This window comes from Streptomyces sp. NPDC020681 (assembly GCF_044334895.1).
In the GTDB taxonomy this organism is placed as follows: Bacteria; Actinomycetota; Actinomycetes; order Streptomycetales; family Streptomycetaceae; genus Streptomyces.
The window spans coordinates 436,854-450,531 of record NZ_JBIRTX010000003.1; the positions used below are offsets into that span (position 1 = coordinate 436,854).

At 69.7% G+C, this 13,678-nt stretch carries 11 protein-coding genes and 2 tRNA genes; 7 read left to right on the forward strand and 6 right to left on the reverse strand.

Going from position 1 to position 13,678, the window contains the following annotated elements; translation table 11 throughout:
- Window positions 1-7: 7 nt before the first annotated feature.
- The 4 genes from ACH4YL_RS09095 to ACH4YL_RS09110 all read left to right on the forward strand — a co-directional run bounded on the left by ACH4YL_RS09095 (window position 8) and on the right by ACH4YL_RS09110 (window position 3,687).
- Window positions 8-748: a M50 family metallopeptidase gene (locus tag ACH4YL_RS09095; protein ID WP_398506252.1), complete on the forward strand. Its 741-nt coding sequence runs from the start codon at window positions 8-10 to the stop codon at window positions 746-748.
- A gap of 168 nt (window positions 749-916) precedes the next feature.
- Complete coding sequence (aroA, locus tag ACH4YL_RS09100; protein WP_398506254.1) at window positions 917-2,251, forward strand: 3-phosphoshikimate 1-carboxyvinyltransferase; 1,335 nt, start codon at window positions 917-919, stop codon at window positions 2,249-2,251.
- A gap of 5 nt (window positions 2,252-2,256) precedes the next feature.
- Window positions 2,257-3,270, forward strand: coding sequence for a ribosome small subunit-dependent GTPase A (gene rsgA / locus ACH4YL_RS09105; RefSeq protein ID WP_398506256.1), 1,014 nt, complete (start codon window positions 2,257-2,259; stop codon window positions 3,268-3,270).
- Window positions 3,271-3,363: 93 nt separating this feature from the next.
- Entirely contained in the window at window positions 3,364-3,687 is a 324-nt protein-coding gene (locus ACH4YL_RS09110; protein WP_398506641.1) for a DMT family transporter, read from the forward strand.
- Here ACH4YL_RS09110 and ACH4YL_RS09115 read toward each other — a convergent pair.
- Window positions 3,653-4,336 carry a TetR/AcrR family transcriptional regulator gene (locus ACH4YL_RS09115; RefSeq protein WP_398506258.1) on the reverse strand — a complete coding sequence of 228 codons (684 nt, stop codon included), beginning with the start codon at window positions 4,334-4,336 and terminating at the stop codon, window positions 3,653-3,655. The two genes, ACH4YL_RS09110 and ACH4YL_RS09115, sit on opposite strands and share 35 nt — an antisense overlap.
- Before the next feature lie 177 nt (window positions 4,337-4,513).
- On the opposite strand from ACH4YL_RS09115, the gene hisN reads away from it, so the two are divergent.
- On the forward strand, window positions 4,514-5,314 hold the full coding sequence (gene hisN, locus ACH4YL_RS09120) for a histidinol-phosphatase (RefSeq protein ID WP_398506260.1): 801 nt from the start codon (window positions 4,514-4,516) through the stop codon (window positions 5,312-5,314).
- A gap of 228 nt (window positions 5,315-5,542) precedes the next feature.
- Window positions 5,543-5,944, forward strand: a complete 402-nt coding sequence (locus ACH4YL_RS09125; protein WP_398506262.1) for a cyclic nucleotide-binding/CBS domain-containing protein — start codon at window positions 5,543-5,545, stop codon at window positions 5,942-5,944.
- Between the two features lie 84 nt (window positions 5,945-6,028).
- Here the strand turns inward: ACH4YL_RS09125 and ACH4YL_RS09130 are convergent, their stop codons facing one another.
- Window positions 6,029-7,501 (reverse strand): catalase, encoded by a 1,473-nt coding sequence (locus tag ACH4YL_RS09130; protein WP_398506264.1) that lies wholly within the window; start codon window positions 7,499-7,501, stop codon window positions 6,029-6,031.
- A 124-nt stretch (window positions 7,502-7,625) separates the two neighbouring features.
- Between ACH4YL_RS09130 and ACH4YL_RS09135 the strand changes: the two genes are divergently transcribed.
- Window positions 7,626-8,042 (forward strand): Fur family transcriptional regulator, encoded by a 417-nt coding sequence (locus ACH4YL_RS09135; protein WP_398506265.1) that lies wholly within the window; start codon window positions 7,626-7,628, stop codon window positions 8,040-8,042.
- Window positions 8,043-8,194: 152 nt separating this feature from the next.
- On the opposite strand, the gene ACH4YL_RS09140 is transcribed toward ACH4YL_RS09135, so the two are convergent.
- From ACH4YL_RS09140 to ACH4YL_RS09155, 4 genes are all read right to left on the reverse strand, one after another.
- Window positions 8,195-8,268, reverse strand: a tRNA-Met gene (locus ACH4YL_RS09140).
- A gap of 88 nt (window positions 8,269-8,356) precedes the next feature.
- Window positions 8,357-10,399, reverse strand: coding sequence for a tetratricopeptide repeat protein (locus tag ACH4YL_RS09145; RefSeq protein WP_398506266.1), 2,043 nt, complete (start codon window positions 10,397-10,399; stop codon window positions 8,357-8,359).
- A 203-nt stretch (window positions 10,400-10,602) separates the two neighbouring features.
- Window positions 10,603-10,676: transfer RNA gene (locus ACH4YL_RS09150), tRNA-Met, on the reverse strand.
- A 41-nt stretch (window positions 10,677-10,717) separates the two neighbouring features.
- Window positions 10,718-13,654: a UPF0182 family protein gene (locus ACH4YL_RS09155; RefSeq protein ID WP_398506643.1), complete on the reverse strand. Its 2,937-nt coding sequence runs from the start codon at window positions 13,652-13,654 to the stop codon at window positions 10,718-10,720.
- Window positions 13,655-13,678 lie beyond the last annotated feature (24 nt).

Below are 13,678 nucleotides of genomic sequence, written 5' to 3' on the forward strand. Positions count from 1 at the left end.
CCGGAAAATGGCCAGCGCCCACACCGCCTCCACCCTCAGCAGTGCTTCCATAGCCGACCTCTGGGACCGCGTCTTCGGCTCCCAGCCCGCCCCGGAGCGGTGGCTGGTACTCGCCACATTGCTGGTCGCTCTCGCCGCCGTGGTGCCCCACCCGGTCTGGCGGCTCTCCCGCAACGCCGTCACCATCGCCCACGAAGGCGGCCACGGCCTCGTCGCCCTGCTCACCGGCCGCAGCCTCGACGGCATCCGGCTGCACTCCGACACCAGCGGACTCACCGTCAGCCGCGGCAAACCGACCGGCCTCGGCATGATCCTCACCGCCGCCGCGGGCTACACGGCCCCGCCGCTGCTCGGCCTCGGCGGCGCGTGGCTGCTCGCCGCGCACCACATCACCCTGCTGTTGTGGCTGGCCACGGCCCTGCTGCTGGCGATGCTGGTGATGATCCGCAATGCGTACGGCGCGCTCACGGTGATTCTGACCGGTGCCGCCTTCCTCCTTATCTCCTGGCTGGCGGAAGCGGAGGTGCAGGCCGCGTTCGCGTACGCCGCCGTCTGGTTCCTGCTGCTGGGCGGCGTGAGGCCGGCCTTCGAGCTGCAGGCCAAGCGCCGCCACGGCGGAGCCCCCGACTCGGACGCCGACCAGCTCTCCAGGCTCACCCATGTTCCGGCGGCCATGTGGCTGTTCCTTTTCCACGCGGTGTCGCTCTGTTCGCTGATCGGCGGCGGCCGCTGGCTGCTGGACCTGTAGCCCTTCGTACGTCCCGGCCTGCGGGACTCGGCTCACAACTCGGCTCGCATGCGCGGAATCCGGCCTGTACAAAGGCCGACGAAGCCCTTTACCACTCATCGATTACGCCCCGATTTCGCCGCATTTGATCAAGATCGGGGTCTCTGCCGAACCACTAAAGTGAAGGCCATGACCGAAAGCTCCGTGCACCCTGCCCTCTGGCCCGCCCCTTTCGCGACCGGAGCCGTCGAAGCGACGGTGACCGTGCCCGGTTCGAAGTCGGTCACCAACCGCGCGCTGGTGCTCGCTTCGCTCGCCGCCGAACCCGGCTGGCTGCGCCGCCCGCTGCGCTCCCGTGACAGCCTGCTGATGGCCGAGGCGCTGCGCGCGCTCGGCGTCGGCATCGAAGAGACCGTGTCGTCCTCGTCCGTCGCCGGCGAGCCCGACGGCGGCGAGGCCTGGCGCGTCATCCCGGCCGGCCTGCACGGCCCGGCCACGGTCGACGTCGGCAACGCCGGCACGGTGATGCGCTTCCTGCCACCGGTCGCCGCACTCGCCGACGGCGCGATCCGCTTCGACGGCGACCCCCGCTCCTACGAACGCCCGCTGCACGGAGTGATCGACGCGCTGCGCGTACTCGGCGCCCGTATCGACGACGACGGCCGCGGCGCCCTCCCGATGACCGTGCACGGCGGCGGCGCGCTGGACGGCGGCTCCGTCGAGATCGACGCCTCCTCGTCCTCGCAGTTCGTCTCCGCCCTGCTGCTGTCCGCGCCGCGCTTCAACCAGGGCGTGGAGGTGCGGCACGTCGGCGGCAGGCTCCCGTCCATGCCGCACATCCGGATGACCGTCGACATGCTGCGTGCCGTCGGCGCGCAGGTCGACGAGCCGGAGACCGGCGGCGAGCCCAATGTCTGGCGCGTCTCGCCGTCCGCGCTGCTCGGCCGCGATCTCACCGTCGAGCCCGATCTGTCCAACGCCCAGCCGTTCCTGGCGGCCGCGCTGATCACCGGCGGCCGGGTCACCATCCCCGACTGGCCCGAGCGCACCACTCAGCCCGGTGACGCACTGCGTGAGATCTTCACCGAGATGGGCGGTTCCTGGGAGCTGACGGAGGCCGGGCTGACCTTCACCGGCACCGGCCGCATCCAGGGCATCGACGTCGATCTCGGCGAGGTCGGCGAGCTGACGCCCGGCATCGCGGCGGTCGCCGCGCTCGCCGACTCCCCGTCCACGCTGCGCGGCGTCGCCCATCTCCGGCTCCACGAGACGGACCGCCTCGCCGCGCTCACCAAGGAGATCAACGAGCTCGGCGGCGATGTCACCGAGACCGAGGACGGCCTCCTGATCCGCCCGCGGCCGCTGCACGGCGGTGTGTTCCACACGTACGACGACCACCGGATGGCCACGGCCGGCTCGATCATCGGCCTCGCCGTCGACGGCGTGCAGATCGAGAACGTCGCGACAACCGCCAAGACCCTGCCCGATTTCCCGCGGATGTGGGCCGGAATGCTCGGGGCCTGACGGACATGCGGCGCTACGGCAAGAACCCCGACGAGGACGACATCCGCGTCCGCCCCAACCGCAAGGGCAACCGGCCCCGGACCAATATCCGTCCCAAGCACGAGGACGCGGTCGAGGGCATGGTCCTGACCGTCGACCGAGGCCGGCTCACCTGCCTCGTCGACGAGCGTGTCGTCATGGCGATGAAGGCACGCGAACTGGGCCGCAAGGCCGCGGTCGTCGGCGACCGGGTCGGCATCGTCGGCGATCTGTCCGGCGACAAGGACACCTTGGCGCGCATTGTGCGGATCGAGGAGCGCAAGTCCGTGCTGCGCCGCACGGCCGACGACGACGATCCGTACGAGCGCGTGGTCGTCGCCAACGCCGATCAGCTGGCCATCGTGACGGCCCTCGCCGACCCCGAACCACGGCCGCGGCTGATCGACCGCTGCATCGTCGCGGCGTACGACGGCGGGCTCACGCCGCTCCTCGTACTGACCAAGTCGGATCTGGCCTCGCCCGACGAGCTGTTGGACAAGTACGGCGCACTGGGCGTCCCCCATATCGTCACCACCCGCGACGAGTTCGTGGACGGCGTCGCCGCCGAGCGGGTCCATGAGCACCTCAAGGGCCGGACCACCGTGTTCGTCGGCCACTCCGGCGTCGGCAAGACGACTCTGGTCAACGCTCTCGTGCCCAAGGAGCGCCGGCGGAGCACCGGCCTGGTCAACGCGGTCACCGGACGCGGCCGGCACACCACCACATCGGCGCTGGCGCTGCCGCTCGCGGACAAGGAGGGCGGCTGGGTGATCGACACCCCGGGCGTGCGTTCCTTCGGTCTGCACCATGTCGATCCGTCACGCGTGATCCTCGCCTTCCCGGATCTCGTACCGGGTACGGAAGGCTGCCCGCGTGCCTGCAGCCACGACGAACCGGACTGCGCACTGGACGCATGGGTGGCCGACGGCCATGCGGACCCGGCGCGGCTGTACTCACTGCGGCGGCTGCTGGCCACCCGGGAACGACGCGAAGGCGACTGACTCGCTCACGTTTGCGGTCTGCCGATGTTGGTAAGTGCATAATCGCATCAAGCCCGACGAAGCAGTCACCGACCGATGCGGGAGGCACAGACCATGGCGTGGCTGCTCGTAATTGTCGCCGGGTTTCTGGAGACGGGCTTCGCCGTCTGTCTCAAGCTGTCGCACGGATTCACCAGACTCTGGCCGACGATCGCGTTCGCGGCCTTCGCCCTGGGCAGCTTCGGACTGCTGACGCTCGCGCTGAAAAAGCTGGACGTGGGTCCCGCTTATGCCGTGTGGACCGGCATCGGCGCGGCGGGCACGGCGATCTACGGCATGATCTTCCTCGACGACCTGGTCTCCACACTCAAGATCCTCTCGATCTCGCTGGTGATCGTCGGTGTCATCGGTCTGCAGCTGTCGGGCTCGTCGCACTGACGCCGTTCGGCACCCCGGCACCGGCACCGGCACCGCTCACCGGACTCAGTCCTTCGACGGCCGTACGCACCAGAGGTCCGACACCCTCGCCGGCCGGCGCGACGACCGAGGAGAGCGCGAGCCGCATCGCGACCTCGCAGTGCCGTCCGAGTTCGGCCGACTCCTCGCTCGTACGGCCGGGCCGCCCCTGCTCCAGCGCGGCCAGTGACCGGTCCCGTACCGCCGCGACCACGTCCGAAGGGCCCGGCAGCCCCGCGTCCGCGCGTCGCTGGGCGGGCACTCCGGCCAGAACCGCGCCACGGCGGGCCGGTCTCGGCGTCGGCAGCCGCTCCCCCCAGCAGCCGGTGAGCAGCGCCCGCAGCAGGGGCCTGGCTCTCGCCTCGCCGGCGGTCCATTCGGCGAGGGCGGCCAGCCGGTCCGCGGGTCCGGCCGGCTCCGCCAGCAGCCGGTCCACGCCGTGGAGATACGCGTCCGCCTCGCGCCGCACCAGCGCTCTGGCGAGACCGTCCTTGCTGCCGAACTCGTTGTAGAGCGTCTGCCGTGAGACCCCTGCGGCTGATGCCACGTCGACCATCCGCACTGCTGACCACGGCTGCTCGGCGAGCGCCAGGAGAGCGGCGTTCAGCAGGGACTCTCGCGCTGTAGGCATCGTCGCCTCCCAGGCCGTACGCCTCCGGGGCCGGGCTGCCCGCCGTGCGGCACTGCGCACAGAGTTGACGCGCCGCCCTGCACTGTCAATAGCCGTGACGACAGGTGCACGAGGGGGAGTTCGGGTGCCTCCATGCGCCCCAGGCCATGGCCCAAGCACACCGATAGAGTGACGACCATGCCCGACTACCACGACGATCTGCGTCTTGCCCACGTCCTCGCGGACGCCGCCGACGCCGCCACGATGGACCGGTTCAAGGCTCTGGACCTGAAGGTCGAGACCAAGCCGGACATGACGCCGGTGAGCGAGGCCGACAAGGCTGCGGAGGAGCTGATCCGCGGACAGCTCCAGCGGGCACGGCCGCGTGACGCGATCCTCGGCGAGGAGTACGGCATCGAGGGCACGGGCCCGCGCCGCTGGGTCATCGACCCGATCGACGGCACCAAGAACTATGTGCGCGGCGTTCCGGTCTGGGCGACGCTGATCTCGCTGATGGTGCAGGGCGAGGGCGGCTACCAGCCGGTCGTCGGCGTGGTCTCGGCCCCGGCGCTGGGCCGCCGCTGGTGGGCGGCGCAGGGCGGCGGCGCGTACACCGGGCGGTCGCTGAGTTCGGCGAGCAGGCTGCGGGTCTCCAAGGTCGGCCGGATCCAGGACGCCTCGTTCGCGTACTCCTCGCTGAGCGGCTGGGAGGCGCAGAGCCGGCTCGACGGGTTCCTGGATCTGACCCGGGCCTGCTGGCGCACCCGCGGCTATGGCGACTTCTGGCCGTACATGATGGTCGCCGAGGGTTCGGTGGACATCTGCGCGGAGCCCGAGCTGTCGCTGTGGGACATGGCGGCGACCGCAATCGTCGTACAGGAGGCGGGCGGATCCTTCACCGGCCTGGACGGACGCCCCGGCCCGCACAGCGGGAACGCGGCGGCGTCCAATGGGCTGCTGCACGAGGAACTGCTCGGCTATCTCAACCAGCGCTACTGACCGTCAGCGCTACAGACCGTCAGCCCTGTTGACCCTCAGCGCTGCTGACGGGTCCGGTCAGCGGTACTGATTGGCCCGGTCCGCGGTGCCGGGTGGCCGCACCGGCCAAACCGCCCGGCCCCGCCCTCTTGCTGCCTCACCTCTGGGCTGCGACTCTGAAAGTCCCCCACTTGTGAACTTGTGAATCGGTTCCCGAACGACCGATCCACCAAGGAGGTGGCTCCATCCATGCTCGTCCGTGACGCCATGAGCACGGTGGTCCTCACCATCGGGCCCACGCACACACTCCGCCAGGCGGCCCGGCTGATGGCCGCGCGCCGTGTCGGCGCCGCAGTCGTACTCGACACCGACGCCGACAACCTGGGAATTCTGACCGAGCGCGACATTCTCATCTCGGTGGGCACGGGGCAGGACCCCGATCTGGAGACCGCCGGCACCCACACCACCACCGACGTCGTTTTCGCCGCGCCGTCCTGGACCCTGGAGGAGGCTGCGGAGGCCATGTCCCACGGCGGCTTCCGTCATCTGATCGTGCTCGACGGCACAGGACCCGTCGGCATCGTCTCCGTACGCGACATCATCCGCTGCTGGGCCCCCGTCAGGCGGCACCAGACCACGCTGGTGAGCTAGCGGGCACCTACTGGGCGCGCATGCCAGAGGGCCGGACCCCCCTGGACAGGGATCCGGCCCTCCGCGCTGCGGCAAGCGCCTCTGCTAACCGCGCAGGGCCTGGACTGCGGCCTCGAGCCGCTTGCCGAAGTCGCCGTCCGCCCGGCGGAAGTTGTCGACGGCCCGCTCGGCGATGTCGTCGCGCGACACCTTCGCGATGAACCCGGCGAGGTTCTCGATCAGGCGGCCCTTCTCGTCCTCGGACATCAGCCGGTAGAGGTTGCCCGCCTGCACGAAGTCGTTGTCCTCGGCATGGCTCGGCGCCTCGTGCGTACCGGTGCCGGCCGTGAAGCCGGCCGTCGGCTGCCACAGCGGCCTGTCCGTCTGGAACGGGCCGCCGAAGGAGTTCGGCTCGTAGTTCTTCGCGCCCTTGTGACGTCCGTCGTACAGGTAGCCGTCACGGCTGTTCGTCCGCGCCTCGGTGGCGTGCGGGCGGTTCACCGGCAGGTGGTCGGCGTTGATGCCGACGCGGTAGCGGTGGGCGTCGCCGTACGCGAAGAGGCGGCCCTGGAGCATCTTGTCCGGCGAGGGACCGATGCCCGGCACGAAGTGGGCGGGGCTGAAGATGGACTGCTCGACCTCGGCGAAGATGTTCTCCGGGTTGCGGTTGAGCTCCAGCTTGCCGATCTCGATCGGCGGGTAGTCCTCGTGCGGCCACACTTTGGTGAGGTCGAACGGGTTGAAGCGGTAGTTCGCCGCCTCGGCCGCCGGCATGACCTGGATCTGCACGGTCCAGGACGGGAAGTCACCGCGCTCGATGGACTCACGCAGGTCGCGCTGGTGGGAGTCGGGGTCCTCACCGGCGAGCTTCGCGGCCTCTTCCGAGGTCAGGTTCTTGATGCCCTGGTCGGTCTTGAAGTGGTACTTGACCCAGAAGACCTCGCCGGCCTCGTTGTTCCACTGGTACGTGTGCGAGCCGTACCCGTTCATGTGGCGGAGCGTCGCGGGGATGCCGCGGTCGCCGAAGAGCCAGGTCACCTGGTGGGTCGACTCGGGGCTCAGACCCCAGAAGTCCCAGACGTTGTCGGCTTCCTGACTGCCCGTGTACGGGTCGCGCTTCTGCGTGTGGATGAAGTCCGGGAACTTGATGGCGTCCTTGATGAAGAACACCGGGGTGTTGTTGCCGACGAGGTCGTAGTTGCCCTCCTCGGTGTAGAACTTCAGCGCGAAGCCGCGCGGGTCGCGCACGGCGTCCGCGGAACCGAGGTTGCCGGCGACCGTCGAGAAGCGCAGGAACGTCTCGGTCTGCTTGCCGACCTCGGAGAGGAACGTGGCACGCGTCCACTGCGACACGTCGCGGGTCAGCGTGAAGGTGCCGTACGCGCCCGCGCCGCGGGCGTGCACGATGCGCTCCGGGATGCGCTCGCGGTTGAAGTGCGCGAGCTTCTCGAGCAGCAGCTGGTCCTGGACCAGAACAGGACCGCCGACACCAGCGGTCTCGCTGTTCTGGTTGTCGGCGACCGGCGCCCCGGCCTCCGTGGTGAGCGGTCCCTGCGTCACGTGCGCCTCCTGCGTCATTCCTGCAAAGTCCTGTCCCTGGCGTATGCCGGTCTCGATCCTACATTGGACTTTGTCTAGGTCAAGTAGAGGTCCAAAGTCACACCCGTTCGGGACCTGGTCGCCTCACTGTTAGGCTGTTCTTATGAGTGACCTGTTGGAACGACTTCGCGGACGCGGCTGGCGGATGACCGCCCAGCGGCGTGTCGTGGCAGAGGTCCTCGACGGCGACCATGTCCACCTGACCGCCGACGAGGTGCACTCGCGGGCGGTGAAGAGGCTGCCCGAGATCTCCCGGGCGACCGTCTACAACACGCTCGGTGAGCTCGTCTCGCTCGGCGAAGTCCTGGAGGTCTCCACGGACCGCCGCGCCAAGCGGTACGACCCGAACGCGCACCGCCCGCACCAGCACCTGGTGTGCGCCCAGTGCGGCTCGATCCGCGACGTCCACCCGGCGGGCAACCCACTGGCGGACCTTCCCGCCTCGGAGCGCTTCGGCTTCACGGTCTCCGACGTCGAGGTCACGTACCGGGGCATCTGCCCGAACTGCTCGTCGGCCTGACACCACACGCTTCCGACGGCCCCGCACCCCAGGTGCGGGGCCTTCGGCATGCAGCGGGGCGCGCACTCCGGACAACGGCAGCGGTACTGACACCACGGCTCCGGGTACGACAAAGGCCCGGATCCTGAAGGATCCGGGCCTTTGTCTGTGAGTAGCGGGGACAGGATTTGAACCTGCGACCTCTGGGTTATGAGCCCAGCGAGCTACCGAGCTGCTCCACCCCGCGTCGGTGAACACAACATTACGTCACCCCGCCGACCAGCGCAAATCGATATTGCGCAAGGCCCCGGGGCGCCAGTCCCCGGGGCACGGGCTCACGCCGTGAGCTCCTGATGAAGCGCCTCGCGCAGTCGCGCGGCCCGCTCCGCCACCTCCGCCGGCCCCAGCTCCACGGCCCGCGCACACCACCGCTGCCCCTCGGTCAGCTCGCCCCTGCGCGCGGCGAGCAGCGCAAGCCGCAGCGCGGCCCGGCCGTGCCCGCCCCGGGCCGCACGGGACCACCACAGGGCCGCCTCGCGCTCATTGCCCTCACGGGCGAGCAGCAGACCGAGGTTGAACGCGCCGTTGCGGCTGCCCGCCTCGGCAGCCTCGCGGTACCAGCGTGCCGCATCCACCATGTCGCCGCGAGCCGCGGCGAGCATGCCGACCCGTACCTGCGCACGGCGGTGCCCCTGCTCGGCGGAGCGCTCGTACCACTCCTCGCACTCGCTCTTCTCCGCCATCGGCTCGCCGAGGGCCGGCGGTCCGGGCGGCGGCTGCTGCGAGTCGAGCAGCGTGGCCAGCCGGAACGCGGCCTCCGCGCTGCCGCCGCCCGCCGCGCAGCGCAGATGCCGCTCAGCCTCCCGCTCGTCGCCGTCCCGCAGCCGCGCGATGCCGACCTGGAGCGCTGCCTCGGTGTGACCTGCGGCAGCGGCCCGCTCGTACCAGCCCAGGGCCGTACGGTCGTCGTCGCGGCCGACGTAGAGGATGCCCAGGTTGAAGGCGGCGTCGACGCTTCCGGCCTCCGCGGCCTTGGAGAACCACGGCTCGGCGCCGGTCGCGTCGCCGGCCTGGAGCAGCAGCACTGCGAGCGCGTTGGCGGCCTCGCGGTGACCCGCGTAGGCGGCACGGCGGTACCACTGCTCGGCCTGCGGCGTACGGTCCTGGGCGGCGCAGAGCAGCCCAAGGTTGTACGCGCCGTTCACGTCGCCCGCGTCCATGGCCGCGCGGTACCAGCGCTCGGCGGTCTGCTGCTCACCACGGGCGGCATGCAGCGCACCGAGCGCGTTGGCGGCGTTGCCGTCGCCGTCCTGTGCGGCACGCAGCCACCAGACGGCGGCGCTCTCCTCGTCGCCGGCGTCCCGCAGCAGGAAGCCGAGCGCGCAGGCGGCACGGGCCTCGCCGTCCTTGGCGGAGGAGAGGTACCAGCGCCCGGCCTCCTTGAGCTCGCCGCGCTTCTCGAGGATCGCGCCGAGGTGCAGCGCGGCCCGCCGGTGCCCGCGGGCGGCGGCCTGCCGGTACCACTGAGCGGCCTCGTCGAGCGCCGACAGCTCACGGCCTGCCTCGTCCGACCGCTCAGCCGTGTCGCCCGCACCGGCACCAGCGACGTCCCGCACCGCAGACGCAGCCGCGCTAGCCGCCTCCGCGCGCGCCACCACCAGGCCCATCCCCGCACCCGCGCGCGCCTTCTCGCCCGCACGCCGTTCCAGCGCGCGGGCAAGCCGGTACGCGGCCTCACGGTGGCCCTGCTCGGCCGCCGAACGCAGCCAGCGCTCCGCGCCCACGTCACTGCGGTGCTCCAGCAGATCGGCGAGTGCGTACGCCCCGAGCGCATGGCCCTGCTCGGCGGACTGCCGCAGCCAGTACTCCGCGCCGGGCTCGTCGCCGCGCTCGCGGAAGTGACGGCCCAGAGCGTGCGCCGCGGCGGCCGAACCGGCGACGGCGGCGATACGCCACCAGCCGGCGGCCTCGTCGGCGTACCCGCGCTGGTGCAGCAGGACACCCAGATTGTTGGCGGCGGCGCGGTCGCCCTCGGCGGTCGCGGCACGCAGATGCGGCTCGGCGCCGTCGAGGTCGCCGCGGCGCAGCAGCAGCGCGCCCAGCACGCTCATGGCCGCGCTGTCGCCGCCCTCGGCCGCACGCCGGTAACGCTCCTCGGTCCCCGCGGTCTCCACGGAGTCGCCGCTCTCGGCGCTGGTCCTGCCCGTACCCATGCCGGTGTCCGTGCCGGCCTGCCCGCCCGTGGCGGCGCCGTCAACGTTGCCCACGGCAATGTCCGCGGTGTCGGCAGCGTTGGTCGCATCCGCCGTGATTCCGGGATGCCGCTGCACAAACCGCCCTGTCTCCAACAGAGTTGCCCTGTCCCCCATAAATTCCATCGTCGCACCACCTGCAACCCGCGTACACCTGGTATACCGCAGCCAGTGAGGTCACTTCAGCGTTTTGTCGACATGCCCACAGAGAGATAAGTCAAACACGCTCTCCCTCAACTCGCGCCGCGCGGCACACAGTTCTCACCGGCAGCACATACGCGCGAAGAGGGCCCGGATCCTCAAAGGATCCGGGCCCTCTTCGATTTCAGTAGCGGGGACAGGATTTGAACCTGCGACCTCTGGGTTATGAGCCCAGCGAGCTACCGAGCTGCTCCACCCCGCGTCGTGTTCCACAACCGTATCACGACGCGGGATGTTGCCTGCTCAGCCGCTGTTCGGCGGCGGGGACGTGGCCGGTTTGCCCTGCGCTGCCTCAAGTCGCTGCAGCGCCGCGTCCAGCTCCTCCTGTGCCCTGCCGTACGCCTCCCAGTCCTTCGGGTCCTTCGCCAGCGCGGCCTCGGCGTCCTGATGCGCCTTCAGCACGTCGGCGATGGCGGCCTTGGTCGCCGCGTCACCGGTCGGCGGAGTCGTCGGCGGTGTGGTCGGCGGCTTGGTGGTCCCGTCACCCGGTGGCGGCGTGGTCGTCGGAGGTGGCTCCGTCCCGCTCTGCGCGAAGACCGCGTCGAGCGCCTCCGTGAGGCTGTCCTTGAAGACCGGCTTACCGCCGCCGTATGCGACGGCCACCTTCTTGAGCAGCGGGTAGTTGGCCGCACCGCCTCGTGCGTACACCGGCTCGATGTACAGGAACCCGCCGTCCAACGGCACCGTCAGCAGGTTTCCGTACTCGATGTCCGAGTCGGTGCCTCTGAGGTCACGGACGAACGTGGCGACTTCCGGGACACCGTTGAGCTCACTCTGCACCTGTGTCGGACCCTGCACCTGCTCGGTGACTCTGAGCAGTCTTATGGAGCCGTACCCCTTGCTCGTCGCGTCGGCGTCCACCGCCATGAACGCACCGAGGTTCGGGCGTCCGGCCGGGGTGAAGGTCGTTGTCAGCGAGAACTTCTGATCCTTCTCGCCGGGCATCTTCAAGCTCAGGTAGTACGGCGGGACCGCGCTGGTGTCCTTGTTCGTCGGGTCGTCCGGCACCTGCCACGCGTCGGAGCCGCTGTAGAACTGCTCCGGCTCGGTGACGTGGTACCGGGTGAGCAGCTCGCGCTGCACCTTGAACATGTCCTGCGGGTACCGCAGATGGGCCTTGAGGTCCGACGAGATCTCGCTCTTCGGCTTCACCGTGCCCGGGAACGCCTTCATCCAGGTCTTGAGCACCGGGTCCTGGGTGTCCCACTGGTACAGGTTGACCGTGCCGTCGTACGCGTCGACGGTGGCCTTCACCGAGTTGCGGATGTAGTTGACCTGGTTCTGCTGGGCGACGACCGCACGCTGGTTGGTGGTCAGCGAGTCGGCGGTGGTGTCCCCGAGCGTCGTACGAGAGGCGTACGGATAGCCGTTGGTCGTGGTGTACGCGTCGACGATCCAGGTGATGCGCTTGTTCACGACCGCCGGGTAGGCGTCGCCGTCGATGGTCAGCCACGGCGCGACAGCCTCGACGCGCTCCTTCGGCGTGCGGTTGTACAGAATCCGCGACCCGTCGCCGATGGCTCCGGAGTACATCATCTGAGGCTCGCTGAAGGCCACGGCGTACGCGGCGCGGTTGAGCGGGCTGGAGAGGTTGACCCCGCTCTTGCCTTGGTAGCTCGTGTACTTGGTGGGCCCGACGTTCGCCTCGTAGTCGAGCTCCTTCTGCGGACCGCCGACGATCGAGTACTGCTCGGTCTTCTCGCCGTAGTAGATCTTCTGCTCGTACTCGCCGAGCTGGCCGCCGGTCGGCATCCCGGACTCGGTGAAGTCCGGCGAGCCCACGGTGCCTTGGTTCGCATCGGTGATGACGCTGGTGCCCTTGGCCGCGATCGCGCCGTAGCCATGGGTGTAGGTGAAGTGGTCATTGATCCAGTTGCGCTTCTGGATGCCCGTGATGTTGAGCTCGCGCAGACCGATGACCGTGTCCTGCGGCTTGCCGTCGGGTCCGGTGTACCGGTCGACGTCCAGGGTCGCGGGGAACTGGTAGTACTTGCGCTCCTGCTGGAGCTGCTGGAAGGCGGGCGAGACGACGTTCGAGTCGACCACGCGGTAGCTGGCCGCCGACGGAGCCGCGGCCCGCTGCTGTGCCTTCCGCTTGGTGTCGCCCTTGCCCGCGTAGTCCTCGGGCTTGGCGCTGTCGATGCCGTACGCCTTGCGCGTGGCATCGATGTTCTTCTTGATGTACGCGCTTTCCTTGGCCTGCTCGTTCGGCTGGACCTGGAACTTCTGCACGATGGCCGGGTACAGGCCGCCGATCAGGATCGCCGACAGGACCATCAGGCCGAAGCCGATCACCGGGAGCTGCCAGGTGCGGCGCCAGAGCGTCGCGAAGAAGAGCACGGCGCAGATGACGGCGATGCAGAAGAGGATCGTCTTGGCCGGCAGATAGGCGTTGGCGTCCACATACCGCAGGCCCGTCCAGTTCCCGGTCGCCTTGAAGTCGCTGGACTTCACCGCGAGGCCGTACCGGTCGAGCCAGTACGCAACCGCCTTGAGCGACACGAACACGCCGAGCAGCACCGACAGATGCCCGGTGGCCGCGGCGGTCGCCCGCGCGCCGGGGCTGGTGATGCGCAGTCCGCCGTACAGATAGTGCGTCAGTGCGGCGGCGATCAGCGAGAGCACGGCGGCCGCGAAGCCGAAGCCGAGCAGGAACCGGTACCAGGGCAGGTCGAACGCGTAGAACGACACGTCCATGCCGAACTGCGGGTCCTTCTGGCCGAAGGAGACACCGTTGACCCACATCAGCCAGGTCCGCCACTGACCCGTGGCGGAGGCGCCGGCGATGAGTCCGACCAGCGCGGTGATCGCGAGCAGCACCCACTTCTTGTACGGCGCGATGCCCATGCGGTAGCGATCAAGGCTCTGCTGCTCCAGCGACATCGCACTGAGCGGCGGTCGCAAGCGGTGCGCGAGCCAGATGTTCACGCCGACCGCGGCCGCCATCAGCAGCCCGAAGACGGCGAACAGTCCGATCTTGGTCCACAGCGTGGTGGTGAACACCGAGGAGTAGTGGACGGAGCGATACCAGAGCCAGTCGGTCCAGAACCCGGCGAACATGACAAACGCCATGGCCAGCACGGCCAGTACGCCCAGTGTCATGAGCAGGGTGCGGACACGCCGGGACGGCCGGCCCACTCTGATCCGTGGCCCGGTCGGGCCTCCGCCGCGGTCCGGCATCTGGAAAGCCAACGTGCGCACCTC

Coding starts and splice junctions, on each gene's coding strand:
- ACH4YL_RS09145 (WP_398506266.1), bottom strand. CDS start 10,399: ATGGAATTTATGGGGGACAGGGCAACTCTGTTGGAGACAGGGCGGTTT.
- ACH4YL_RS09130 (WP_398506264.1), bottom strand. CDS start 7,501: ATGACGCAGGAGGCGCACGTGACGCAGGGACCGCTCACCACGGAGGCC.
- ACH4YL_RS09110 (WP_398506641.1), top strand. CDS start 3,364: ATGGCGTGGCTGCTCGTAATTGTCGCCGGGTTTCTGGAGACGGGCTTC.
- ACH4YL_RS09095 (WP_398506252.1), top strand. CDS start 8: ATGGCCAGCGCCCACACCGCCTCCACCCTCAGCAGTGCTTCCATAGCC.
- ACH4YL_RS09115 (WP_398506258.1), bottom strand. CDS start 4,336: ATGCCTACAGCGCGAGAGTCCCTGCTGAACGCCGCTCTCCTGGCGCTC.
- aroA (WP_398506254.1), top strand. CDS start 917: ATGACCGAAAGCTCCGTGCACCCTGCCCTCTGGCCCGCCCCTTTCGCG.
- ACH4YL_RS09125 (WP_398506262.1), top strand. CDS start 5,543: ATGCTCGTCCGTGACGCCATGAGCACGGTGGTCCTCACCATCGGGCCC.
- rsgA (WP_398506256.1), top strand. CDS start 2,257: ATGCGGCGCTACGGCAAGAACCCCGACGAGGACGACATCCGCGTCCGC.
- ACH4YL_RS09135 (WP_398506265.1), top strand. CDS start 7,626: ATGAGTGACCTGTTGGAACGACTTCGCGGACGCGGCTGGCGGATGACC.
- hisN (WP_398506260.1), top strand. CDS start 4,514: ATGCCCGACTACCACGACGATCTGCGTCTTGCCCACGTCCTCGCGGAC.
- ACH4YL_RS09155 (WP_398506643.1), bottom strand. CDS start 13,654: ATGCCGGACCGCGGCGGAGGCCCGACCGGGCCACGGATCAGAGTGGGC.